Origin of the sequence: Gallibacter sp. Marseille-QA0791 (assembly GCF_965119705.1) — a bacterium.
Lineage (GTDB): Bacteria > Bacillota > Clostridia > Peptostreptococcales > Anaerovoracaceae > Lentihominibacter > Lentihominibacter excrementipullorum.
Genome location: NZ_CBCPMH010000001.1, coordinates 1,147,883 through 1,170,983, shown reverse-complemented (window position 1 = coordinate 1,170,983; position 23,101 = coordinate 1,147,883). Strand labels below are relative to the sequence as shown.

At 47.3% G+C, this 23,101-nt stretch carries 23 protein-coding genes and 7 tRNA genes; 18 read left to right on the top strand and 12 right to left on the bottom strand.

All coding sequences use genetic code 11. The features are described 5' to 3' along the window. Positions 1-72 precede the first annotated feature (72 nt). The 5 genes from thiI (at position 73) to ACQY69_RS05370 (ending at position 3,050) form a co-directional block, all read left to right on the top strand. Positions 73-1,257 (top strand): tRNA uracil 4-sulfurtransferase ThiI, encoded by a 1,185-nt coding sequence (gene thiI, locus ACQY69_RS05390; protein ID WP_428259248.1) that lies wholly within the window; start codon positions 73-75, stop codon positions 1,255-1,257. A gap of 101 nt (positions 1,258-1,358) precedes the next feature. After that, positions 1,359-1,724: an STAS domain-containing protein gene (locus ACQY69_RS05385; protein WP_428259246.1), complete on the top strand. Its 366-nt coding sequence runs from the start codon at positions 1,359-1,361 to the stop codon at positions 1,722-1,724. Between the two features lie 3 nt (positions 1,725-1,727). After that, positions 1,728-2,174 carry an anti-sigma F factor gene (gene spoIIAB, locus ACQY69_RS05380; protein ID WP_428259244.1) on the top strand — a complete coding sequence of 149 codons (447 nt, stop codon included), beginning with the start codon at positions 1,728-1,730 and terminating at the stop codon, positions 2,172-2,174. Beyond that, positions 2,164-2,904: a sigma-70 family RNA polymerase sigma factor gene (locus tag ACQY69_RS05375; RefSeq protein WP_428259242.1), complete on the top strand. Its 741-nt coding sequence runs from the start codon at positions 2,164-2,166 to the stop codon at positions 2,902-2,904. Before spoIIAB ends, ACQY69_RS05375 begins: the two co-directional genes overlap by 11 nt. Positions 2,905-2,973: 69 nt before the next feature. Further along, positions 2,974-3,050, top strand: a tRNA-Arg gene (locus ACQY69_RS05370). A gap of 109 nt (positions 3,051-3,159) precedes the next feature. Here ACQY69_RS05370 and ACQY69_RS05365 read toward each other — a convergent pair. Next, a complete protein-coding gene (locus ACQY69_RS05365; RefSeq protein WP_428259240.1) occupies positions 3,160-4,560 on the bottom strand; it encodes an APC family permease in 1,401 nt (466 codons plus the stop codon). An 810-nt stretch (positions 4,561-5,370) separates the two neighbouring features. On the opposite strand from ACQY69_RS05365, the gene ACQY69_RS05360 reads away from it, so the two are divergent. The 5 genes from ACQY69_RS05360 (at position 5,371) to ACQY69_RS05340 (ending at position 9,868) form a co-directional block, all read left to right on the top strand. After that, positions 5,371-5,931: a CarD family transcriptional regulator gene (locus tag ACQY69_RS05360; protein WP_428259239.1), complete on the top strand. Its 561-nt coding sequence runs from the start codon at positions 5,371-5,373 to the stop codon at positions 5,929-5,931. Between the two features lie 104 nt (positions 5,932-6,035). Then, a complete protein-coding gene (locus ACQY69_RS05355; protein ID WP_428259237.1) occupies positions 6,036-6,548 on the top strand; it encodes a hypothetical protein in 513 nt (170 codons plus the stop codon). A 213-nt stretch (positions 6,549-6,761) separates the two neighbouring features. Further along, positions 6,762-7,223 carry a transcriptional repressor gene (locus ACQY69_RS05350; protein ID WP_428259236.1) on the top strand — a complete coding sequence of 154 codons (462 nt, stop codon included), beginning with the start codon at positions 6,762-6,764 and terminating at the stop codon, positions 7,221-7,223. A gap of 198 nt (positions 7,224-7,421) precedes the next feature. Continuing rightward, positions 7,422-7,733, top strand: coding sequence for a DUF6110 family protein (locus ACQY69_RS05345; protein WP_428259234.1), 312 nt, complete (start codon positions 7,422-7,424; stop codon positions 7,731-7,733). Between the two features lie 62 nt (positions 7,734-7,795). Continuing rightward, the gene (locus tag ACQY69_RS05340; RefSeq protein WP_428259232.1) at positions 7,796-9,868 is read left to right on the top strand and encodes a heavy metal translocating P-type ATPase; all 2,073 of its coding nucleotides are present in this window, start codon (positions 7,796-7,798) and stop codon (positions 9,866-9,868) included. Between the two features lie 104 nt (positions 9,869-9,972). On the opposite strand, the gene ACQY69_RS05335 is transcribed toward ACQY69_RS05340, so the two are convergent. The 6 genes from ACQY69_RS05335 to ACQY69_RS05310 form a co-directional block, all read right to left on the bottom strand. Beyond that, positions 9,973-10,047: transfer RNA gene (locus ACQY69_RS05335), tRNA-Gln, on the bottom strand. 21 nt (positions 10,048-10,068) lie between these two features. Further along, positions 10,069-10,144, bottom strand: a tRNA-His gene (locus ACQY69_RS05330). Positions 10,145-10,178: 34 nt separating this feature from the next. After that, positions 10,179-10,253 (bottom strand) — tRNA-Cys (locus ACQY69_RS05325). A gap of 28 nt (positions 10,254-10,281) precedes the next feature. Beyond that, positions 10,282-10,358: transfer RNA gene (locus tag ACQY69_RS05320), tRNA-Asp, on the bottom strand. 7 nt (positions 10,359-10,365) lie between these two features. Beyond that, a tRNA-Val gene (locus ACQY69_RS05315) sits at positions 10,366-10,441 on the bottom strand. 23 nt (positions 10,442-10,464) lie between these two features. Next, positions 10,465-10,541, bottom strand: a tRNA-Met gene (locus tag ACQY69_RS05310). A gap of 157 nt (positions 10,542-10,698) precedes the next feature. Between ACQY69_RS05310 and ACQY69_RS05305 the strand changes: the two genes are divergently transcribed. Together ACQY69_RS05305 and feoB are read left to right on the top strand one after the other, a co-directional pair. Further along, positions 10,699-10,947: a FeoA family protein gene (locus ACQY69_RS05305; RefSeq protein ID WP_428259230.1), complete on the top strand. Its 249-nt coding sequence runs from the start codon at positions 10,699-10,701 to the stop codon at positions 10,945-10,947. Positions 10,948-11,012: 65 nt separating this feature from the next. Beyond that, complete coding sequence (gene feoB / locus ACQY69_RS05300; protein WP_428259229.1) at positions 11,013-12,821, top strand: ferrous iron transporter B; 1,809 nt, start codon at positions 11,013-11,015, stop codon at positions 12,819-12,821. Here feoB and ACQY69_RS05295 read toward each other — a convergent pair. Together ACQY69_RS05295 and ACQY69_RS05290 are read right to left on the bottom strand one after the other, a co-directional pair. Continuing rightward, complete coding sequence (locus ACQY69_RS05295; protein ID WP_428259228.1) at positions 12,813-13,235, bottom strand: flavodoxin; 423 nt, start codon at positions 13,233-13,235, stop codon at positions 12,813-12,815. The two genes, feoB and ACQY69_RS05295, sit on opposite strands and share 9 nt — an antisense overlap. A gap of 27 nt (positions 13,236-13,262) precedes the next feature. Continuing rightward, positions 13,263-13,820, bottom strand: coding sequence for a DUF3793 family protein (locus ACQY69_RS05290; protein ID WP_428259227.1), 558 nt, complete (start codon positions 13,818-13,820; stop codon positions 13,263-13,265). A gap of 319 nt (positions 13,821-14,139) precedes the next feature. On the opposite strand from ACQY69_RS05290, the gene ACQY69_RS05285 reads away from it, so the two are divergent. From ACQY69_RS05285 to ACQY69_RS05275, 3 genes are all read left to right on the top strand, one after another. Then, positions 14,140-14,547: a VOC family protein gene (locus ACQY69_RS05285; protein WP_428259225.1), complete on the top strand. Its 408-nt coding sequence runs from the start codon at positions 14,140-14,142 to the stop codon at positions 14,545-14,547. A gap of 137 nt (positions 14,548-14,684) precedes the next feature. Then, entirely contained in the window at positions 14,685-16,067 is a 1,383-nt protein-coding gene (locus tag ACQY69_RS05280) for a MurT ligase domain-containing protein (RefSeq protein WP_428259223.1), read from the top strand. Next, the gene (locus ACQY69_RS05275; protein ID WP_428259221.1) at positions 16,064-16,762 is read left to right on the top strand and encodes a hypothetical protein; all 699 of its coding nucleotides are present in this window, start codon (positions 16,064-16,066) and stop codon (positions 16,760-16,762) included. The genes ACQY69_RS05280 and ACQY69_RS05275 overlap by 4 nt, the downstream gene beginning before the upstream one ends. A gap of 128 nt (positions 16,763-16,890) precedes the next feature. Here the strand turns inward: ACQY69_RS05275 and ACQY69_RS05270 are convergent, their stop codons facing one another. Then, a complete protein-coding gene (locus tag ACQY69_RS05270; RefSeq protein WP_428259220.1) occupies positions 16,891-17,883 on the bottom strand; it encodes a sugar-transfer associated ATP-grasp domain-containing protein in 993 nt (330 codons plus the stop codon). A 183-nt stretch (positions 17,884-18,066) separates the two neighbouring features. Here ACQY69_RS05270 and ACQY69_RS05265 point away from each other — a divergent pair, with 183 nt between their 5' ends. The 3 genes from ACQY69_RS05265 to pyk are packed head-to-tail and all read left to right on the top strand — an operon-like array spanning position 18,067 to position 21,661. Next, positions 18,067-19,446, top strand: coding sequence for a MurT ligase domain-containing protein (locus ACQY69_RS05265; protein WP_428259218.1), 1,380 nt, complete (start codon positions 18,067-18,069; stop codon positions 19,444-19,446). Then, positions 19,443-20,204, top strand: coding sequence for a hypothetical protein (locus ACQY69_RS05260; protein ID WP_428259216.1), 762 nt, complete (start codon positions 19,443-19,445; stop codon positions 20,202-20,204). The genes ACQY69_RS05265 and ACQY69_RS05260 overlap by 4 nt, the downstream gene beginning before the upstream one ends. Before the next feature lie 35 nt (positions 20,205-20,239). After that, entirely contained in the window at positions 20,240-21,661 is a 1,422-nt protein-coding gene (gene pyk / locus ACQY69_RS05255) for a pyruvate kinase (protein WP_428259214.1), read from the top strand. A gap of 121 nt (positions 21,662-21,782) precedes the next feature. On the opposite strand, the gene spoVG is transcribed toward pyk, so the two are convergent. After that, the gene (gene spoVG / locus ACQY69_RS05250) at positions 21,783-22,079 is read right to left on the bottom strand and encodes a septation regulator SpoVG (RefSeq protein WP_428259212.1); all 297 of its coding nucleotides are present in this window, start codon (positions 22,077-22,079) and stop codon (positions 21,783-21,785) included. 102 nt (positions 22,080-22,181) lie between these two features. After that, a complete protein-coding gene (gene purR / locus ACQY69_RS05245) occupies positions 22,182-22,991 on the bottom strand; it encodes a pur operon repressor (RefSeq protein ID WP_428259210.1) in 810 nt (269 codons plus the stop codon). Between the last annotated feature and the right edge of the window lie 110 nt (positions 22,992-23,101).

Below are 23,101 nucleotides of genomic sequence, written 5' to 3'. Positions count from 1 at the left end.
AAAGGCTGTGTCAGCTACATGACGATACGCCAATGGATTTGTATAAAGTTTATGACAGAGGTGAACAGAGAAGTGAACGGTGAACATATTTTCATAGTAAGGTGTGGAGAAGTGGCGCTCAAAGGGATGAACAAGCCGTATTTTGAGCGGATGCTGGTGGAACGTATAAAGAAGCTGCTGAAAAAATTCGATGGCGTCAGCGTCAAGCGCCATGAGGGACTGATATTCGTCAGGGCCGACGGAAACCTGGATAAGCAAGCGATAATAAAGGAAATATCCAAGGTGTTTGGAGTGGCATCCATCAGTCCGGCGGTAGAATGTGAAAGTACGATGGAGGCCATAGGAGAAGCGGCGGTGGCATATATGCTGGAAGCTATCGAGGAGAGGGGTGTGAAGACATTCAAGGTAGAGGCGAAGAGAGCTGACAAGACATTCCCTGTCAAGTCTCCTGATATAGGAAGGCAGATAGGCGCGGCTGTTCTGAAAGGCTGTAAGGTCCTCAAGGTAGATGTCCATGATCCTGACTGTCTGCTGTTTGTGGATGTCAGACATGATAAATCGTATATATATCAGGACAAGATATCGGGATTCGGAGGGTTGCCGCTGGGGACCAATGGCAAGGGGATGTCCCTGTTGTCAGGCGGGATAGACTCTCCTGTAGCTACGTGGATGATGGCTAAGCGTGGAATGATGATAGAAGCTGTGCATTTCCATTCGTATCCATATACGAGCCAGAGAGCCCGTGAAAAGGTGGAGGAATTGGCATCTATCGTGGCAACGTATTGCGGCCGCTTCAAGATGCACGTAATAAACCTTTTGCCGATACAGGAACAGATAGTTCAGAATTGTCCTGAGGAAGAGACGACTATTCTCGTAAGGAGATTCATGATGCGGATAGCTCAGCGGATAGCTGAAAATACAGGGTGTGGAATGTTGATAACGGGTGAGAACCTGGGACAGGTGGCCAGTCAGACAGCGGAGGCGCTGGTCGTGACTGATGCTTCCGTAACGATGCCCGTAATGAGGCCGCTGATCGCTATGGACAAGGTAGACATCATGGATAAAGCCCAGGAGATAGGCACATATGAGACGTCGATCCAGCCGTATGAGGACTGCTGCACTGTATTTTTACCAAAGCACCCGGTAACGAAGCCAAAGCTGGACAGGATATTGGAGTCGGAAAGCAAGCTGGATTGCGAAGGGCTGATAAAGGCGGCTGTTCAATCGGAGGAAGTCGTCGATATCTTTCCGAAATAATCGACAAAATTAGTGATATTCATGCATTTTCTCCTAAGGACAACCCCCTCGTCAAGAGATTATAATTGTATTGTAGTCTTTTGAACGAAGGGGGTTTTTTAGTGGAAGTAATCTTCAGAGTTTCCGGGGATATCCTGATCTCATGTATTAAAGGTGAAGTAGATCATCACAGCGCTATGCCATTGAGGCAGGCTATAGATAAGTCCATGAAGGCATTCGGATGCAGCGATCTTGTCCTTGATTTCAGCGGTGTTGAGTTTATGGACAGTTCAGGGATAGGCGTCGTCCTCGGCAGATATAAGAAACTTCAGAAGAGCGGCGGGAAAATATATATATCGGGATGCAGCAATTATATAGAAAAGCTGCTGGATATGGCGGGAGTGTTTTCCATAGTCCCGAAAGCCAAGGATTTTGAAAGCGCGGCTGCGATGATAAACGGCCAGGAGCAGATGAGTATGGAGGTTTGATATATGGACAACAGGATGAGTATGGAATTCAGTGCGCTGCCGGAAAACGAAGCTTTTGCCAGAGCTGTAGCTGCTGCTTTCGTCATGCCGCTGGATCCCACTGTGGAGGAGCTGACAGAGATCAAGACGGCGGTATCTGAAGCGGTCAGCAACAGTATAATACACGGATACAGCGTTTTTCCGGATAAAGACGAAGCGAAGATAAGGCTGGAATGTTCCGTGTCGACCAGTGGCAAACTGGTGATAGTAGTGGAGGATAAAGGCGTGGGTATAGAAGATGTGGAGAAAGCCATGGAGCCTATGTTTTCCACAGCAAAGGATGAGGAACGCTCCGGAATGGGATTCACCGTGATGGAAAGCTTTACAGACAGGCTGGCGGTACGGTCGGAGACAGGCAAGGGAACCACTGTGATCATGACCAAATATCTGGATGTTGTAAGTGGCATATAAATATGAACCTGTAGCTAAGGAGGATACATACAGACTAATAGAGGAAGCACAGAACGGGGACCGCAGGGCGCGGGAGCTGGTAGTCACACAAAACATCGGGCTTGTAAAAAACTTAGCGATGAAGTATGCGTCAGGCTATTATGAAGCTGATGATCTGATGCAGGTCGGTTTCGTGGGGCTGGTAAAGGCTATAGACAGATTCGACCCCAAGTTTGACGTGATGTTCTCCACCTATGCGGTTCCCATGATATTAGGTGAGATAAAGAGGTTTTTGAGGGATGACGGAAAGATAAAAGTAAGCCGACAGCTCAAAAATGAGATGAAGACACTCAAGTCTTTACAGCAGGGATATTACAACAAAAACGGAAAGAGCCCTAAAATAAGCTATCTGGCTGAAAAAATGGGGGTTTCCAAGGAACATGTGATGGAGATCCTCGGGGCTATCGACTCCATGGCCAACATAGAAAGCCTGGATAATGAATTCATACCTGAAGGGATGCACGGCGGATACTATGTCGATGAAGAACAGCAGAATGTGGAGATGATAGATCTCAAAGAGGCCATAGGCAGCTTGGGGGACAGAGAACGGCAGATAATCGTTCTCAGATACTTCAAGGATATGACTCAGCAGCAGATAGCCGGAGTACTGGGAATATCACAGGTGCAAGTTTCCAGGATAGAAAAGAAGGTGCTGGCCAGGATGCGTGAAACCATGGAAAAAACAGAGTAAATATATTTTGACATGGAGAGGTGTAATAGTGTATAATTTCCTAGTACGGTCGAAGGATATGGCTGATAAGCGCCACTAGCTCAATTGGATAGAGTCGCGCACTACGAATGCGAAGGTTAGGGGTTCGAGTCCCTTGTGGCGCGCCAAACAAAAATATCTCTCCAGAAGGAGAGATATTTTTGTTTGCGGTTTGCGTAAAAAAACGACCGCCTGGTTTTCCATGGCGGTCGTTTTGATAAAAGGAAGTTTCCTTGCTTACTCTTCTTTCCTGAACATAAGGCTTGCACGTTCCTCCGGAGTAACATCTTTGTACTTGAAGTATGCGTAGAAAGCCAGGATGAATCCCAGTACTATCCATCCAAGAACCATTGCCCATTCGATCCCGATGAGAGGGCTAGGTCCAAACGGCAGGTAGAGGCAGATGAAGAAGATGGAGATCAGTACTGCCAGTGTGCCGATGAATTTCGCTGCAGGGACTCTGTAAGGTCTCTCCAGATTAGGCATGTTCTTTCTCAGGAATACAAATGACAGAACAACCATGAAGTATGTGAGTACAGTTCCGAATGCAGCTGCATTCACGAGCCAGGTAAGAGCTCCAGAACCAAGCAGGCATGCGAAGGTGGAGATGAATCCAACGAACAGGACAGCGTTGCTTGGAGTCTTGTGTTTCGGATGGATCTTTCCGAGGAAAGCAGGCATCATCTTGGCGTTAGCCAGCGAGTACAGGCAACGAGCGCTTCCATAGAGGAATCCGTTCCAGCTTGTCAGTATACCACAGATAGCGCCTACGATGCAGACCTTGCCCCAAACAGGGCTGCCGAAAGCATTGGCCATGGCATCCGCAACAGGTATGGCTGCTTCAGCTCTGAGGTCAGACGGCGCAGACAGACATGTGGCCAGGATCATCAGCATATACCATGCGGCGGCCATGCATATGGAAATGATCAATATGCTAGGGATTTTCTTTAAAGGAACATCCATCTCGCTTGCCGACTGAGGTATAACGTCGAATCCAACGAACATGCTAGGTACCATCAGCAGTACGGCAGCGAATCCGCCGAAGTCAGTGAAGAGCGGTTTCGTGTACTCGGTGTCTCCGAGGAATACTCCGCCGCCGAGGAATATGAGGCCGACAACGATCAGGCAAACTGTGGCGATCGTCTGGAAAGCCGCAGTGGCGCTTGCGCCAAAATAGTTGATGGCTGTGATGATCACGGACATGATGATGGCTACGAGGCATACGGAAATGTATACATCCGATCCTTGAACAGTCCACAGATATCCGATCCTAGGAATCTCAACGAGGTAATTCACAGCTGTCGAGAATCCAGGTCCTTCCCATGCGGCAACGCCCAGGTAAGCCAGTACAGTAGCGATACCTGTGAATACCGATGGCCAGTATCCCATACCTTTGTAGGCGAATACTACGCCGCCGCCGGTAAACGGGATCGCAGGTGTAAGCTCCGCATAAGCCAGACCTACTACGATACACAGTATCGCACCCACACCGTAGGCCAGTATCGCGCCCAGCATTCCGGCTTGATCGGCCCATTCGCCGGCCAGCATTATCCAGCCCCAGCCGATCATGGAACCGAAGGCCATAGCCAGGACGTCACGTGTCTTAAAAGACTTCTGTAAGTTTTGATTTTCTGACATAGACTTTTTCCTCCTAATAAACTCCTAAAATTCCTAAAAGTTGATACCCTATAGAACAGCAATTATTGTGCCACAAAGGACCAAAAAATATTTTTTTGACAAAGAAAAATAACGGGATGGCTTTGCCCTTTGAAAATAGAAAAGTTCGGGCCTTTTAAAAATTTTTAGTAGAAAAAAACAAAAAACAGCGGCAAAATTGTCAAACAATTTCACGGAAATTTTTTTCCTGAAAGCCGTGAAAATAATTTCCCGAGCACCAATGATTGTGAAAAAAATTTCAACTGTGCTTAGAATGTGGGAGAATGCGTAGTAGAATGTCGAAAAAATCAAAAAATATTTGTTAAAAACAACTAAAACAGCAAATGAATCAAAAAAAGTGTTGACAAACAGCAAATCAAGCTGTATACTATAGATGTAGCAGAAAGAATTTAGACAGAAAAGAGGGATATCATGAGCACTGCTGCTAAGAAAGTGGTCAGGGCCTTCAAAAAGACTTTTGAAGATTGCGCGTTCCTGATCGACGAAGTAGTGATGCGTGGCCAGCTTTGATAAAAAACGCAGGTCGTGCATTTCGACTTAAAAAATAAATATGGATATATTTTTTCGGCAAACTGTTGGTTTGCCGTTTTTTTCGTTATGCGCGAGCCTCTCATGTCCTGGCGGACTCGCCGTGGTCGCCATCTAAATAACTTTTGAAAAAAACGGTGTTTTTCGCTATAATATATATGTAGCGTATTTCTCATGGATCCGGTGGATAAGTGAGTTATGTGCCTGTACTGCTCGTTTATAAGGAAAAGAAGGTGTATTTTAATGGACGACAGTTTGATCGAGAGCAGCATGATCACAAAAGGTCAGTACGTTGTTTATGGGACTAATGGGATCTGCCTGGTGGAGGATGTCCGGATGATGAAGTTTGCGCTGGACACGGAGAAAAATCCTTATTGTATCCTCAAACCGGCCAGCAGCGATTCTTCGACCATATATGTTCCGCTCAATAACGAAAAACTCATGGGAAAACTGAGGCCTGTCATGACGAAGAAAGAGATAGACTCGCTGCTTCTCGGTATGAAGGATAAGGAGATAATATGGGATGGAGACAGGAGAAACAGGACGGAACGCTTCCATGATATACTGGTAGGCGGCGTTACACAGAAACTGTTGCTGATGATACGATGCATATATATGAAAAAACGTGAGCTTGTCCTGGTAGGGAAAGCACTTTCCGCCACGGACGAGAATACCCTTAAATCAGCTGAAAAGCTGGTGGAGGAGGAATTTTCATACGCGCTTCATATCCCGAGAGAAGAAGTGACCGGTTACATAAGGTCTCTGCTGGGAGTAACAGAAGCCGGAACTCTGCAAGGGGAATGATGAACAAGCGTAAAATGTGGAAATTTGACGGATAATAGGGAGCTTATGGCGTTGTTTTGCGGCTGCAGACGTGATACTCTTTTCCTGAAGGGGAGGGAGAAGTCATGGACAAGATTTCCGCAGCACTGATGACTGCTATTGCAGCGCTCGTATTGATAAGCGGAGTTATGGCATATGACATGTGGTTTGCGGACAAGCATGTCCGTGAGACAAAGACAACTGCCGTTTCGGCGGAGACGATGGAGGAACTGATCTTCAACGACGATACCTCCATAAAAAACAACTCAGATAAAAGATTGTGGATACGTGTCAGACCGATATATGATAGTGAAATCGATGGCCGCGCGATATCGGCCGCTGTGGAGCGCGGTCAGTGGGAGGGCTCGGAAGAAGGCTGGTATTATTACTTTCGGTCAGTAGGGCCGGAGGAGACGACAGAGCCGTTGGTGGACAGATTCCTCATTGGAAATGAGAATATGACGGAGAATGGCAACGAAGGGTTCAGTCTCAGAGTAGAAGCGCTGGATGAAGCCTGGTTACCTTCGGATGCCGAAAATGGCGTGGAAGCATTCCGGCTGTTGGAGAACACCGTAGCGATACCGGAACAGTGGATATAGATGTGTCATAGTTGCTGCAAAAAAGGATCCTGAATGTGCTGGAGTTTGAGATCAGCATGCGGGAACAGAGAGACTATATCGTCTCGCTGTTCCCATTTTTTTTATGCTATTTTCAAGAAGTTTGTTGACAATAACTCGAGATTAGTATAAGCTAACTACAGTGAACGAAAGTTGTCGATGGCTTGAAGAGCCGATATGGGGCAGAGTTGAGGTATGGATTATACTAGGACGGAGATGCGAAAGGACATCGTTCTCCGAAAATTGAAAGAGCGAGGGCACAGGATCACTAAACAGAGGATGGTCCTTTTGGATATCATTCTCAATGAGGAGTGTTCGTGCTGTAAGGAGATATATTACAAAGCGACGGAAAAGAATCCTGACATAGGGATCTCCACTGTATACAGGCTGGTGAATTCCCTGGAAGAGATAGGCGCTATCAGCAGGAGCGATCTCTATCGGATAAAATGTGATACGGATGAGGAGGCCGATGTAGTTTGTACTATAGAGCTGACGGACGGGACATTTCGGACATTGTCGGAAAGCTCTCTTGATGTGGTGATAGCGGCCGGTCTGCAAGCCGGCGGATATGTCAGGGAGCAGAGGATAAAGAAGATCACCCTTATACCGCATGAGTCGGATGAGCAGAAGCGTCAGACGGGGAGCACGAGAAAGTGAAAAAAATTTTCACTAAGTTAAAAAGAAATAGAAACTGCGGATAGTTTGATATAAGATAACGTTATGCAAGATTGGCGGATGCCGGGAAAAGGAGGATGATTTTATGAAAAGGCATAAATTCTGGACGTTTGCGATGGTCGCCTGCCTGGCAATGACTATATACACCGGTTATAAACACAAATAGGAGGTATCAACATCATGAAATATCTGAAGAATATCGACGCCAAGAAATCCGGTATCTTTGCGGCCGGAGTTCTTTTTGGCACTGCCGGGATAAAGATCCTGACGAGCAAAGATGCGAAAAAAGTATACACTAATTGTACAGCTGCGGCGCTCAGAGCCAAGGAATGTGTCATGAACATCGCGGCGAAAGCACAGGATAACGCGGGAGATATATATGCTGAGGCTCAGCAGATAAATGAGAAACGGGCGGCTGAAGAAGATACATACGGGCAGGCTGAGGAGAAGCCTGAGGGAAACAGCGGCTCAGAGGAAAAATCGGAGAATTAGGATAAGTCGATGGACACCTGTGGGAAACTGCAGGTGTTTTCTGGTGTGATAGAGAGTGTGAAATGAAATTTATTATAAAGCATGAGATCGACGGGCGTATGAGGATTTGTACGCTGCAAAGGAGAATGACTTGCACTGAGGCGGATATACTGCAATATCACCTTGAGAAGATATCGTCTGTGACATCGATCAGAATACAGGAGAGGTCGCAGAGTGTGGTGATATATTACAGCGGGAAGCGGGACGATATAATATCCGCGCTGGAAAAATTCAGCTACGGCGAAGCTCACGTGCCGGAGGATTACCTGCGTAATTCGGGCAGGCAACTGAACCGGCAGTACCGGGACAAGCTGTTGACACATATTTTGCGAAAGTGTGTCAACAGATTATTTCTTCCTTATCAGCTCAGAGCCGTTATGGCTGTACTGAAGTCGATCAAATATATCAGATTGGGGTTACAGGTGCTTATGAGCGGCAAAATCGAGGTGCCTGTGCTGGATGCTACCGCCATAGGAGTCTCGATGATACGGGGGGATTTCAAAACTGCCGGTTCTATTATGTTCCTGTTGGGAATAGGGGAGATCCTTGAGGAATGGACTCACAAAAAATCTGTGGATGATCTGGCCAGGAGTATGGCACTCAATGTGAGCAGCGTATGGCTGTGTAAGGATGATGACGATGTTCTCGTCCCGGCGTCAGAGGTGCAGGAAGGTGATATAGTACGGGTATATATGGGCAATGTGATACCATTTGACGGTATGGTCACAGGCGGTGAGGCTATGGTCAATCAAGCGTCTCTTACCGGAGAAGCCATGCCGGTGAGGAGAGCTAAAGGCTCTTCCGTATATGCCGGAACGGTAGTGGAAGAAGGGGAATTGACGGTCCGGGTGAAGGAAACCAGTGGAGGCAGCAAGTTCGAGAAGATAGTGACGATGATAGAAGAGACGGAAAAGCTTAAATCATCTCTCGAAAGCAAGGCTGAGCATCTGGCTGATAAGCTGGTGCCGTACACGCTGGCGGGGACGGTTCTTGTATGGCTTTTGACCAGAAATGTGACTAAAGCGTTGGCGGTATTGATGGTCGATTTTTCCTGTGCGCTCAAGCTTGCTATGCCTATATCGGTGCTGTCGGCCATGAGAGAAGCGGGTGGTCACAGAATAACCGTCAAAGGCGGGAAATATCTGGAGGCTATGGCGGAGGCGGATACAGTGATATTCGATAAGACGGGGACTCTGACCAAAGCGACGCCGGTAGTATCTGATGTGATCTCTTTCAACGGGAGTGAACCTGATGAGTTGCTGAGAGTGGCTGCATGCTTGGAGGAGCATTTCCCTCATTCCATGGCGAAAGCGGTAGTTGATGCTGCAAAGGAGAAAAACTTAGACCATGAAGGCCTCCATTCGGAAGTGGAATACATCGTAGCTCACGGTATATCTTCGGCCGTGGATGGCAGGAAGGCTGTGATAGGAAGTCATCATTTCATATTTGATGATGAGCATTGTACTGTGGCTGAAGAATACAGGAGCAGATTTGAAAACCTTCCTCCTGAGTGCTCGCATCTTTATATGGCGATAGAGGGGAAGCTGGCCGCTGTCATATGCATCCATGATCCGCTGCGAGAGGAAGTAGCCGGCGTCATAGCGGAATTGAAGGAGCTGGGGATCAAAAAAGTCGTGATGATGACAGGGGACAGCGAGAGAACAGCCAGAGATATCGCGAAAAAAGCCGGGGTAGACGAGTATTACTCCGAAGTGCTTCCTGAAGATAAAGCGCGTTTCGTGGAAGTGGAAAAAGCTGCCGGCAGCAAGGTAGTGATGATAGGGGATGGTATCAACGATTCGCCGGCATTGTCGGCGGCAGATGTAGGCGTAGCTATAAGCGACGGGGCGGAGATAGCCAGGGAGATAGCTGATGTCACCATAGCGGCAGATGACCTCAGGGAGCTGGTAGTCCTGAAAAAGCTCAGCAACAGTCTGATGGAAAGGATACAGAAGAATTACAAGAGTATAGTAGGTATCAATGGAAGCCTGATACTGCTGGGCGTACTCGGTGTGATACAGCCGACTACGTCGGCGCTGATGCACAATGCTTCTACGCTGGCTATAAGCCTTAAAAGCATGAACGATCTGCTGTAAAGGATAAAAGGCTGCTGTAAAGGATAAAAGGGATAAGGAGACGGTGAACTATTTGATGGTTTTTCCGGATAAAATAAAAACTGCCTTTCGGCAGTTTTTATTTTTGGCTAGGGTAGCAGGATTCGAACCTGCGCATGATGGAATCAGAATCCATTGCCTTACCGCTTGGCGATACCCCAACGTTCTCTCATTCATATAAATGGGGTGGATAGTGGGATTCGAACCCACGCATAACGGAGCCACAACCCGCTGTCTTAACCACTTGACTATACCCACCACATCGCGAGCGGGGCTTCCGCTCTGAAAAAATTGGAGGCGACACCCGGATTTGAACCGGGGAATAAAGGTTTTGCAGACCTCTGCCTTACCACTTGGCTATGTCGCCTTGATGGGAGTTTCCTCCCAATGATATTTGGCGATCCGGAACGGGCTCGAACCGTCGACCTCCAGCGTGACAGGCTGGCATTCTAACCAACTGAACTACCGGACCACATAATTGGTGGGCGCTATAGGGCTCGAACCTATGACCCCCTGCTTGTAAGGCAGGTGCTCTCCCAGCTGAGCTAAGCGCCCATATGAATCTGTCGTTTCTAAAATGGTAGCGGCGAGTGGAGTCGAACCACCGACCTTCCGGGTATGAACCGGACGCTCTAGCCAACTAAGCTACACCGCCACACAACAGCACATCTTTCAATCGCTGCGAAAATTATCTTACCATTTTAGTAACCCATTGTCAAGAGATTTTATATGATAATATTGGCGGTCGCCCAATATTTTGGCTACAAGACGATATATAATAATGATACAACATTTTCCCATGGAGGTCAACTATGAACGATCCATTGATTTCTCTGCCTGATACCATCACAGGACAAGAGTATATAATACGCTCCATAGACCTCGGCGGAAAAAACAACGGTGTTTTCCGCGGATATGGTATCATTCCCGGCGCGTTGATAAGACATCTATTTGACAGCCCTGCAAAGGATCCTTCCGCCTATGAGGTCATGGGCGCTGTCCTGGCTCTGAGACATGAAGACTCAGAGAAGATACTCGTGTCTCCGGCAACAGGCGCGTGATGTCATGAAAAACGATGTTCACCTCTCTGAGAGTCCCATCATATACTTCCCAGAGAGGTGTTTTTATGAAAGAGAAAACCATTGCCCTCGCGGGAAATCCAAACGTAGGAAAGAGTACTGTCTTCAATGCGCTTACAGGCATGAGGCAGCATACCGGCAACTGGCCGGGGAAGACTGTAACCAACGCTGTCGGACATACGACATATAAGAACGTTACTTTTGAACTGGTGGATCTGCCCGGCGCTTATTCGCTGGATTCTTCTTCGCCTGATGAGAAGGTCACCGGCAGTTACATACGTTCAAAGAAGGCTGATATCGTACTCATCGTAGCTGATGCCACATGTTTGATGAGAAATCTGATATTGGTACGCGATATCCTCGACATTACGTCTGATGCCGTTCTCTGTGTCAATCTCATGGATGAAGCGGAGAAGAAAGGGATCCGCGTAGATGTGGAGAAGCTGAGCCGTCTGCTCGGTATACCTGTCGTCGCCGCTGCGGCCCGCTCGGGTGAGGGAATGAAAGATATCCTGGAGACTTTGTACAGCGCCACACTTAGGGAGAGTCGGCCGCATCGTCGCGTCTCACTTCCTTCCGCGGAGGATATATATAGTCATTGCGTATCATTGACAAAGGATGAGCCTCACAGCTTTGACAGGAAGCTGGACAGGATAGTGACCTCCAGAAGTCTTGGTTTTCCTATTATGTTTCTCCTGCTGCTTTTGATATTCTGGCTGACCATGGCTGGAGCCAATTATCCGTCAGCGGCTTTGTCTTCTCTTTTTTCATTCCTTGGCGAGCACATCAGAGAAGTCCTGGATGAGCTTTCTGTGCCCGCTGTTTTGATCTCGGTCCTCATGGATGGCCTCTATACCACACTCACATGGGTGATATCTGTGATGCTTCCTCCGATGGCTATCTTCTTCCCGTTGTTTACGTTACTGGAGGATTTCGGATATCTTCCCAGGATAGCGTTCAACCTGGATCACGCTTTCAGGTGTTGCGGCGCGCATGGCAAACAGTCTCTTACCATGTGTATGGGCTTCGGCTGCAATGCCTGTGGGGTGACAGGCTGCAGGATAATAGAATCTCCCCGTGAACGGCTTATAGCAGTGCTCACCAATAGCTTTGTGCCCTGCAACGGCCGGTTCCCGGCTCTCATAGCTATAATACTCATCTTCTTTGTTCCCGGCGCTTCGTATATGTCATCGTTGGCAGCCGGAGCTATCCTCGCGTTTTTTATAGTTTTCAGCATTTTCATCACTCTGATCATTTCCAGGATACTTTCCGCGACCGTGCTGAAAGGCGTTCCCTCTTCTTTTGTGTTGGAACTGCCGCCTTACAGAAAACCGAAAATAATAAGTATCATCGTTCGTTCGATGCTGGATCGAACTGTCTTTGTCCTGGGGAGAGCTGTCATGATTTCTGCTCCTTTTGGAGTCGTCATATGGCTGCTGGCCAATATAGAGACGGGCGATATGTCGCTGCTTGACAGATGTACGGAAGCGCTCGATCCCTTCGGCCGTCTCATAGGTGTGGACGGCGTTATCGTGATGGCATTTATCCTGGGATTTCCCGCTAACGAAATAGTCATACCTGTAATGTTGATGTGCTATATGTCTGCTGGCACCCTGACCGATTATAGCGGTCTTGCAGAATTGCATGAGATTTTGAGCTCCTGCGGATGGTCGCTTCAGACGGCGATGTCAGTGGTGATATTGTGTTTGTTCCACTTTCCTTGCGGCACTACGTGCCTTACTGTGAAAAAAGAAACAGGCAGTCTCAAATGGACTGCCCTGGCGTTCTTTTTACCTACCGTCACCGGTGTTTCTATTTGTTTCATCATGAATATGTTATGGATGCTGCTAAGCTAAAGACGAGCCCAGCGCCTCACAGTCAGATTTGCCCGAAGCATCAGGCATTTCGTTGCAAATGACAGGAGCGCACGCCATATCGACGCCCAGATCCGTGCATTCAGCTTCCCAGTTGCGCATCCATTCCCCGTCTCCCCAGCCATAGGATCCGAACAGTGCTATCCTCTTGCCGCTCAGTTTGCCTTTGCACGCGTCGAACATGGGCTGGAATTCGCTTTCCTCCAACACCTCGTCTCCCATGGAAGGGCAGCCGAAAGCAATAGAATCATAATCCTTCACCATATCAGCTGTGAAATCACCGCTGGTAAAGAGATCGACCTCAGCCCCTTTGGCCCTGACACCATCGGCTACGGACATTGCCATCGCTTCGGTATTCCCTGTTCCGCTCCAATATACTACAGCTACTTTTTTCATCATATACCTCCTGTCGAATGGAATAGATCAGGCAGCTACTGTAAGCTGCCATATGCTTTTTCCGCCCTCCCACAAATTGGTATATATATCGGTACATTTCTTGTACTTGTAGAAAGTCTTTTCCGCTTCAGCGATATTGCTGTAGACTTTCCATGTTCCCGAACGAAGAAAACCTTTGCCCCTGTTATCGATGAATCCTGTCACATCCTCCAGCGGATATCCAAGGAACACTCCTATTTCATGGGGGAACTCTCCGGTGGCCTGAAGCCTGGCGCTAAGACGTCTGATAGCGCTCAGCACATCCATATCTTCGTAGCCGTACCTTTTCAGGAAAGCCATGGTCTGCGGTTTTGCGAACTCCTTTTCCAAATCGGGAAGGCGACAGACATATATCAGAGCCCGTCCGTTTCCTTTTCTGAGCATGAACAGGCCTATCCCTTTGATCATCATCGTCTCGTTCCAATACTCTATATCCTCGATCAGCTCTTTTTCCGTTGAATAGGAGCAATTGAAGAGGCTTGCCGTTTTCAGCGCTGCCAGCGTAGGTGAACAGTGTCTTATCAGAAATGCTTCCAGTAATTTCATAACATACTCCCGACAATAGAAACATATTTCAAGCACATAGGTTAGTTAAATCTAACTTACATTGATTAGTATAAACTAACTCGATCCCCATGTCAATACTTAAATTTCCATTGGCAGGTGTGCTTCGTGAAGCGGCCGGCTCCTGTCCTGAGACAGAAGCTCCGAAAGCGCGGGAGAAGACATGCGACATATGGAAAAAGGTATCCTTGACGGCAGTAACGGCGGTAGTATAATAATAGTGGCATATAATGGCGACATATGATGTATGTTTGGTGAAAAAAACGATCATGCACTGCCGTCAGGCGGAAAGGAGCAAAAGATGAGAATAGGACACGTTACGATAAACAGCGGAAAGCTGGAAGAATCTATAAAGTTTTATCAGAATATCGCCGGTCTTGAGATAATAAGGGATATGCGGGGAAAGGGACCTCTCAACATAGTTTTTCTCGCTGATGAGAAGGGAGGCACTTGTATAGAGCTGATAGGTAACGAGGACGAGGCATACAGCGGGGAAGGGATATCCATCGGTTTTGAAGTGGAGGATGCCGAGGGATATCACGAGGCGCTGTGGAACAAGGGGATGGAAACGACTCCGCTGGTGGAGCCGATACCGGGAACAGCCTTTTTCTTTGTGAAGGATCCTAACGGAGTGAATATCCAGTTCATTTCGCAAAATAGCGGGAGAGGGATATCAGGCAATGGTACAGGAGAAGAGAGCAAGCTTTGAGATCATCCTTTAAGAATTCCTTAATAATGTTCGTACAGGTGGTAATGTCGAGATAAACATGTTAAAATAAACAAGCTTGGTTACCATAAAATTTAGCAATGTGTTCATGCTAAGCGATATGTAGGGAGAGAAGAAGGATGATCAGATTTTTTATTGCTCTTTGGATTTCAAAAGTCGTGATGTTCATATTCAAGCTGAAAGGAAGCGAACGCAACGACTGGCCGGGACTTCTGGCGTATAAGCTGTGTCCCGATTTTCTTAAATATATAAGCAAGCCGCCTCTCGTGATAGCTATCACCGGAACCAACGGGAAAACTACCACATCTGCGCTTATTGCCAACAAATTCATGGCTGATGGACTCAGAGTCAGTTTCAATGACTGGGGAGCCAACCTTCAGGCCGGCTATGGGCTCAATCTGATGCGATGTGTGGATTTTCTCAACAGACCGGTAAAAATGGACGTTTCTGTATTGGAGGCTGATGAAAAGACCTTAGATGATACGATGACACTGGTGGGGCCTCACTATATACTGGTGACCAATATAAGCAAGGATTCATTGAGAAGGAACGGACACCCGGAATATATATTTGATCATGTGGAGAGGACCTTCGATGTATTGGGAGACAAAACTGTCGCCATATTAAACGCCGATGATCCTATAAGCTCGCAGCTGGCTGTCGATTCCGGAGCGAAGAGGATATTTTATGGTATGGCTGATATAGGCGCAGATCCTTTCGAAAATGTGGTAAAAGATATAGCCGTATGTCCGTATTGCGGCGGCGATATACATTACAACTACAGATTCTACAGGCATCTGGGGGATTTTTACTGCGAGGATTGTGATTTCAGAAGCCCGAAAGCTAAGTATTTTGCAGAATCTATAGACCATGAGAACGAGGAGATAATTATAGATGAGGATGGTGAGAAAACGGCGTATCCGCTGATTTCGGACACGGTGTTCAATGCCTTCAACGTCTTGTCGTATATCGCGCTGATGCGTGAACTGGGAACGGGCAAACAGGAGCTGGTGGATTTTCTCAAGACCCAGAAGGTCACGGAAATACGGGAGACCAGCGTGGAATTCAACGGGATAGAGTATATCACATATGCCGCTAAGAGTCAGAATGTCAGTGCGGCATCCACGGTATTCGAGTATATGGCCAAGGAGCCTTCGGAAAAGGAGCTGGTGCTTCTGCTTGATGAGCTGCAGGACAGGAATCATCCATCAGAAACACTTACGTGGCTCTATGAAACCGATTACGAATTTCTCAACAGCCCTAATATAAAGAAAATCATAGTGGGCGGTCACATGTATCTCAATCATAAGCTCAGGCTATTGCTTGCCGGTATAGATGAGAGCCGGATCGTGTGCGTAGAAGATGAAGCGGATATCGTAGAGCATGTGGATACATCCGGGATAGAGAAGGTCTATGTATTGTTTGAAATAGACTATGTCACCAAGGCGAAGAATATGAGAGACAGGATCGTGGAAAGAGCGAGGGAGGTGGCAGCGAGATGAAGAAGATAGAACTTCTTTTCCCGAAGTTGTGCAATATCTATGGTGAAAGTTATAATGTGGAGTATTTGCGGCGATGTAATCCGGAGATAGAAGTCGTCGCCACATCTCATAAGGAAACGCCTGCTTTTGTCGAGGAAGATGATATATCGATGATATATCTTGGCTGTACCACGGAAAGGAAGCAGGAACAGATAATAGAGATGCTGAGACCCCACCGTGACAGGATCTCGGAATTGATAGAAAAGGGGACCATATTTCTGGTGACAGGCAATGGAGTGGAGATCTTCGGGAAGCATATCGAAGATGGCGACAGGAAGATAGAAGGGCTAGGCCTTTTCGATTTCCATTCTGTAAGATATATGAAAAGAGAACGTCATAATTCACAGTTTATCGGGACATACGATGACCTTACAGTCCTGGGCCACAGGAGCCAGTTTTCTTTCGCTTATGGTGATTTCCAGGAAAGCTTCATAACGATAGAAAAGGGAATAGGAATGAATCCCGATACGAAGCTGGAAGGGATCCATCGAGGGAATTTCTTCGGTACCTATTCTCTCGGCCCGTTCCTCATATTGAATCCGTTGTTTGCTAAGAAGCTTTTGCGGATAATGGGGTTAGGCGATTCGCTGTGTTTTGAGAAAGAAATAACAGAGGCATACGAATACAGACTTGCGGAACTGAGAAGAACCATATGACAAGACGTAAGCTTTAAGAGAATAAAGTCGGCTTGCTGATCATGATATTCCTTGTATCATGAAAAAGTGCGCCGGCGTGTCAGAATTGTTCTGACACGCCGGCGCACTTTTCTTTCGGTTTGTTTCCATCAATCCATTACAGATTCGAAAACATGTCGGCACCCTTTTTTATCAGGGTGATGTTCGGCGAACACGTAGAAGACGTGGCCGGGATATTCGTTGCCCTCTATCAGACACGGACCTTTTTCGGATATTCCTATGTCCCACCCTACGTAACGGACCTGCGGAACGACGAGGGCGGCTTCAAGCGCCATTGCTTTAACTTTTTCCCATTGAGGGATTTTGAAACCGACTATGGATTTGTGAGTGACAGGATGGGTCTCGTAGGCTACGTTTTCTCCATCCACAGCAGGGTACATCAGAGTTCCCGTTTCCAGGTCGACGGGTGTCAGCATACCGCCGTTGCAAAAGTTATCGACGATACCGCCTCTCCCGATGCGCATATATGCCGCCAGAAGGTTTGCTTTACCCTCCTTGTCGAGGAAGGTGATAGCCCTGATGGTATTTACGCTGCTTGGATTGAGAGAAGCCATTTCATCCACCTGGATGATCCGTTCTTCAGCCAGGTAAGGGCATTTGTCCATACTGGCATCGAAGGAAGCCATTTCGGCCGGAAGCTTTGCGACACCGTCCCCATGTGTACCATCGGTAGGCTTCAGTATGAAATCATCTTTTCCCTTGATGAAATCGGCAAACTGGCTGCGCTGATCTTCTCCTTCGACCAGCAGCCAGTCGCGGCCCAGGAACTTGCCAAACTTTTCGTTGAAATCAGCTTTATTGAGAAAATAGTGGACGTAGTCAAAATCATTGTATTTGACCACGTACTGGTTATTGACGCCTCGGGTCACCACATCCAGGCGCTCTTTTTTGTTGAGCCTGTCCATCCTGGCGTTCAGGTAGTCTATATAGCCGGCCTGATATCTGAATCCGCAGTAGATGATGTCGAAGAACAAAGCGATGCTGTTTTTCCCGGAGATCTTATGCACTTTTTTGACTGTATCGAACAGCTGCCTGTAATCAATCTCAAATATACGGCCTATTAGGAATTTCAATTTTTTCATATTACACTAAACACTGCCTTCCTCATTGATTTGTTAATTAATATTAACATAATACGGAGAAAAAACAAAGGCTTTCGTTATTTAAGGTGCCTTTGCCGGAAATAATACGTTTGATATGGCGCCATCAACCGACTCGTGATATAATAACAGGATTGCAGACAGATGAAAGGAAAACGGGAAAATATGGGAAGATTAAGATTTCTGATAGCGCTGTGGGTAGCCAAGCTGTCCATAGTCGCCCTTAAGATAACGGGACATAACGGCACCAATTTTCCGGGTGTCATAGCTATAAAGATCTGTCCTCAGTTTCTGAGATATATAGGGAAACCGAAGAGGATCATCGCTATTACGGGAACCAACGGAAAGACTACCGTTACCAATATGATGATAGACGCTCTTGCGCTGGACGGTAGGAAGGTAGTCGACAACAGAGCCGGTTCCAATATCAATACGGGGCTGGCAACCAGTCTGATACAGAATTGCGGCATAGGAGGAGGATGCACCAAAGAGATGGGTATCTTTGAGATAGATGAGCGTTCTGCCAGACTGATATATCCGTATATAAAGCCCGAATATATGGTCGTGACCAACCTGTCAAGAGATTCTATCATGAGGAACGGACATCCTGAGTATATTTCGGGCATTCTTACCAGATACATTCCCGAAAGCACCAAGCTGATACTCAACGCAGATGATATGATCTGTTCCGGCGTATCGCCTGAAAACCAGAGAGTCTATTTCGGCATAGAGAAGATGGACGGTGATGAGACGGAATGCCACAATCTGATAAACGATTTTCAGATATGTCCCAAGTGTCACAGCAGGCTGAAATACGAGTACGTCAGATACAGCCATATAGGCAGAGCTTATTGCCCTCAGTGTGGATTCAAAGCTCCTGAGTATGATTATGCCGGTCATGATGTGGATCTGTCAGATATGACTATCGCCATCAGGGACAGAAACGGCGATGTTCGCTACAGGCTGCTCAACGACAGCGTATATAATATCTACAACGTGATTTCGGTGGTGGCGCTGTTATCGGAACTGGGATATTCGCACCGGCAGATACAAGGCTTCCTGAAAAATATCGATATAGTAGGTTCGCGATACGATGAGGACAAAGTCTACAGCTATACTATATGCAGAATGTTAGCAAAGGATAAAAACGCTTTTGCCACTTCCAGAGTTTTTGATTATATTTCCGGATGCGAAGGGAAAAAAGAGATAATCATCATGAACAGCTGTCGGGGCGACGCCAGGACGTGGTCTGAGAATATATGCTGGATGTACGACTGCGATTTTGAACTCCTCGATAACGATGATATAGAGAATATAGTGGTGTGCGGTCCCAGAGGAAAGGATTACAGGCTGAGGCTGTTGATGGCCGGGATCCCTGATGAGAAAATATCATACACGGAGGATGAACTGGACGCGCCTGATAAGCTGAAGCTTACCGGCAGTCATATATATGTCTTGTATGGGACCGATTCCATACAGCTGGGGAAAAAGGTGGCCGACAAAGTCAAGAAGATCATCGAAGAAAGAGAGGAAGACAGAATATGAAGGTGGAAGTACTCTTCCCGGAAATATGCAACCTGTACGGGGAGTTGGAAAATATCAAATATCTGAAGAAGTCATGTCCTCATATAGAAGTCATCGAAACGGCCATAAACGACAGGCCGCTGCTGGTATCGGAGACGCCTGACCTGATATACATGGGAACTATGACCGAAAGCTCTCAGCAATTGGCTATCCGGCAATTATCGGGATACAGGCAGCGAATAGAGGAGTTGATGAAAGACGGAGCCAATTTCCTCATCACCGGTAATGCTCTGGAGGTATTTGGCAAGCGGATAGAAGACGTGGATGGAACGATCGTAGACGGGCTGGGACTGGTTGACATAACGACGAAGAGAGATATGATGAACAGGTTCAACTCGCTGTACATCGGTACTTTCGACAGCGGAAAGCAGCAGAGCGGCGATGCGGCCGGGGGTGCGGATCCGATGAAGATAGTGGGCTTCAAGAGCCAGTTCACTCATTCCTATTGGGAAGACGGCACAGAGGCATCGCCGCTGTTTATGACAGAACGGGGGCCGGGACTCAATCCGGAGATAAAAGAAGAGGGTATCAGGCTCAACAATTTCATGGCCACATATGTGATAGGGCCTCTCCTGGTACTCAATCCGCCGTTCGCCCGGTATATCCTGCAACGATGCGGCGTGGAGGATCAGACATTAGCTTTTGAGGAAGCCGCGATGGATGCTTATGAAGACAGAGTAAAGGAGTATTCCGATCCGAACACAGGATTTTACTATTGACAGAAGAAACAACGAAGAAAGGCAGGTGGACAATGATGAAAAAAACCAAGATAGTATGCACTCTGGGCCCTGCGAGCAAAGATGAAGAAACCATGAGAGCGATGCTGAAGGCCGGTATGAATGTGGCCAGGCTGAATTTTTCCCATGGGACTCACCAGCAGCACAGAGAGACTATAGAGACATTCAGAAAGGTAAGAGATGAGCTGGGCATCCCGGCGGCCGTTCTGCTGGATACCAAAGGACCTGAGATAAGGATCGGCGATTTCACCGACGGCGGCGCGGATCTGAAGGAAGGCGATATGTTCACGCTCACTTCTGAGAGCTGTGAAGGCACGAAAGAGAAGGTCAGCACCACATACAAAGCGCTTCCGACTCAAGTTGAAAAAGGGACAAGGATATTGATAGACGACGGCAGGATAAAGATGGAGGTCGTAGCTACTACAGATACGGAAGTTGTGTGCCGTGTCCTGGAAGGCGGAAGGATAAAGAGCAGGAAGGGAGTCAATATACCGAACAAATCTCTGGATCTGGAATATATCAGCGAAGCTGACAGGAATGATATCCTCTTTGGTATCGAGATGGATGTGGATTATGTGGCGGCGTCCTTCGTGCGGAGCGGCAGAGATGTGGAAGAACTGAGAACGCTGCTCAATGACAATGGCGGGAAAAAGATAAAGATAATCTCCAAGATAGAGAACATGGAAGGCATCAGCAACTTTCATGATATATTGCGGCTGTCAGACGGGATAATGGTAGCCAGAGGCGATATGGGTGTCGAAGTGGATTTTGAAAAGCTGCCGGGCATACAGAAGAAATTCATCAAGGAATGTTGCCGGGAAGGAAAACTGGTGATAACGGCCACTCAGATGCTGGAATCTATGACTTTCAGTACGTCTCCTACCAGGGCTGAGATAACCGATGTGGCCAACGCCGTGTTCGATGGGACTTCAGCGGTAATGCTTTCGGGAGAGAGCGCGGCCGGGAAATACCCGGTGGAGACCGTTGAGGCTATGGCAAAAATAGTCTGCCGGGCTGAGCAGGACGCCGAGGACGTGAACCAGTATAAATTCCTCGAGGTGGAATCCGATGAAAAGGATATAGCGAATGCTATAGGCCATGCGGCATGCACCACCGCGAAAGATATAAAGGCCAGCGCTATAATCGCCGTGACGACGTCAGGCTATACGGCGGAAATGATGGCGAAATACAAACCTGTTGAGCCGATAATCGCCGCGACTCCAAGGTTGAAAACTTATCATCAGCAGGCTCTCACCAGAGGCGTGATCCCGCTTCTGACCGAGTTCAGCAACGATTGGGATGATCTGATGGATAAGGTGACGGCGGAGGCCGAGAGCGCAGGTCTCATAAAGAAAGGCGACACGGTAGTCTTCAGTGCGGGGATGCCGCTGCAGGTTTCGGGAACTACTAATCTGATAGTAGTCAAAGTCGTGCAGTGATCATTCGGTGCAGTGTCCACAAGAAAGAAAAAAGGTCTGTCGCGATAGACATCTATCGCGGCAGACCTTTGCTGATTTTTGATCGTGCTATAAACAATAAGTTTGACGTGAGATTGTTATTCTACTCTTCATCAACGGCAGTTTCCGCTTCGGCAACTTTCTGAGCCAGGACTTTTTCGTACTCTTCAAAAATAGCATCCCTGATCTTGTTTCTAGTCTCGGAAACAAGTGGATGCGCGATGTCCCTGAAATCTCCTTCACCCATTTTCCTGCTTGGCATAGCGATGAAAAGTCCGTTCTGACCTTCGATGATCTTGATGTCGTGTACAACGAACTCATCGTCAAAGGTTATGGAGACCACTGCCTTCATCTTGCTCTCGTCATTGATTTTTCGAATTCTTACGTCAGTAATATTCATTTGTAGTACCGCCTTTCGTGCCGTAGTAATATGTTATCATTGCTTTTCGCAATAATAATAACCTTATTATATAATAGAATAATAACGTAAACAAGTATTTTTTTAAAAAATCTGAAAATTCGTTGTCACTTCCACAGTTCTGTCATATTCATCTACGGTTCCCAGGTAGACGATAGGAACGTAATCGCTGACTTTTTTGTTCCTGGGCTCAACGTTAACGATGGCGACTCCTACGCCAGCCACTTCTATATCTACCTCTGACAGTATTTCTGCGATACCCTTTATACTGCCTCCTCCGCGCATAAAGTCGTCTATGATGAGGGCTTTGGATCCGGGTACCGCTGCCCGTTTGGAGATGGACATCTTCTGGAGACGCTCGGAGGAGCCGGGGAAATAGTTTATGCTGACGGTGGCGCCTTCTGATATTTTCGTCTCACGTCTGACGACGATGACTGGGATATTGAGGAGCTGAGCCGTCATGAAGGCGACCGGGATGCCTTTAGTTTCGATAGTTGCCACATAATTGGCTCCTGAGGATCTGAACTTCTTGGCGAATATCTGAGCCATGCCCTTTACGATGGTCGGGTTGTACATGATGTCCGATGTGTAGAGGAAGCCGCCGCCCAGGATGCGGTTTTTTTCGCGGAGGAGGCGGCACAGATCCTCCTGTATCTGGCGTACTTTTTCCAGGGAAATGTCGGGAACGTACTTCACTCCTCCTGCAGCGCCGGGCATTGTCTCTATGTATCCGAGCCCGTTGGCGCGGACTGCGGCAGCTACGGCGCTTATGTCCTCGCTTATGCTTGATTTGGCCGCTGAGAATTTATCGCAGAAATATTTGAGATTGAAGACTTTGTGGGGAGATTCGGTAAGCAGTTGACATATGGCCCCGACTCTGTGACTTCGTTTCATGGGTACTTCCTCCTGTGCGTATTATCTATCGATGGCAATGATGATAAGGCGAACTATTTTTAATAAATATAGTAATATTATCCGTATTTTTTGTCAAATCCGTTTTTTCG

What these genes read in the sequence shown, in the direction of transcription:
- spoIIAB (WP_428259244.1), top strand. Translation starts at nt 1,728, where the DNA reads ATGGACAACAGGATGAGTATGGAATTCAGTGCGCTGCCGGAAAACGAA.
- ACQY69_RS05365 (WP_428259240.1), bottom strand. Translation starts at nt 4,560, where the DNA reads ATGTCAGAAAATCAAAACTTACAGAAGTCTTTTAAGACACGTGACGTC.
- ACQY69_RS05360 (WP_428259239.1), top strand. Translation starts at nt 5,371, where the DNA reads ATGGACGACAGTTTGATCGAGAGCAGCATGATCACAAAAGGTCAGTAC.
- ACQY69_RS05355 (WP_428259237.1), top strand. Translation starts at nt 6,036, where the DNA reads ATGGACAAGATTTCCGCAGCACTGATGACTGCTATTGCAGCGCTCGTA.
- ACQY69_RS05350 (WP_428259236.1), top strand. Translation starts at nt 6,762, where the DNA reads ATGGATTATACTAGGACGGAGATGCGAAAGGACATCGTTCTCCGAAAA.
- ACQY69_RS05345 (WP_428259234.1), top strand. Translation starts at nt 7,422, where the DNA reads ATGAAATATCTGAAGAATATCGACGCCAAGAAATCCGGTATCTTTGCG.
- ACQY69_RS05340 (WP_428259232.1), top strand. Translation starts at nt 7,796, where the DNA reads ATGAAATTTATTATAAAGCATGAGATCGACGGGCGTATGAGGATTTGT.
- ACQY69_RS05305 (WP_428259230.1), top strand. Translation starts at nt 10,699, where the DNA reads ATGAACGATCCATTGATTTCTCTGCCTGATACCATCACAGGACAAGAG.
- feoB (WP_428259229.1), top strand. Translation starts at nt 11,013, where the DNA reads ATGAAAGAGAAAACCATTGCCCTCGCGGGAAATCCAAACGTAGGAAAG.
- ACQY69_RS05295 (WP_428259228.1), bottom strand. Translation starts at nt 13,235, where the DNA reads ATGAAAAAAGTAGCTGTAGTATATTGGAGCGGAACAGGGAATACCGAA.
- ACQY69_RS05290 (WP_428259227.1), bottom strand. Translation starts at nt 13,820, where the DNA reads ATGAAATTACTGGAAGCATTTCTGATAAGACACTGTTCACCTACGCTG.
- ACQY69_RS05285 (WP_428259225.1), top strand. Translation starts at nt 14,140, where the DNA reads ATGAGAATAGGACACGTTACGATAAACAGCGGAAAGCTGGAAGAATCT.
- ACQY69_RS05280 (WP_428259223.1), top strand. Translation starts at nt 14,685, where the DNA reads ATGATCAGATTTTTTATTGCTCTTTGGATTTCAAAAGTCGTGATGTTC.
- ACQY69_RS05275 (WP_428259221.1), top strand. Translation starts at nt 16,064, where the DNA reads ATGAAGAAGATAGAACTTCTTTTCCCGAAGTTGTGCAATATCTATGGT.
- ACQY69_RS05270 (WP_428259220.1), bottom strand. Translation starts at nt 17,883, where the DNA reads ATGAAAAAATTGAAATTCCTAATAGGCCGTATATTTGAGATTGATTAC.
- ACQY69_RS05265 (WP_428259218.1), top strand. Translation starts at nt 18,067, where the DNA reads ATGGGAAGATTAAGATTTCTGATAGCGCTGTGGGTAGCCAAGCTGTCC.
- ACQY69_RS05260 (WP_428259216.1), top strand. Translation starts at nt 19,443, where the DNA reads ATGAAGGTGGAAGTACTCTTCCCGGAAATATGCAACCTGTACGGGGAG.
- pyk (WP_428259214.1), top strand. Translation starts at nt 20,240, where the DNA reads ATGAAAAAAACCAAGATAGTATGCACTCTGGGCCCTGCGAGCAAAGAT.
- spoVG (WP_428259212.1), bottom strand. Translation starts at nt 22,079, where the DNA reads ATGAATATTACTGACGTAAGAATTCGAAAAATCAATGACGAGAGCAAG.
- purR (WP_428259210.1), bottom strand. Translation starts at nt 22,991, where the DNA reads ATGAAACGAAGTCACAGAGTCGGGGCCATATGTCAACTGCTTACCGAA.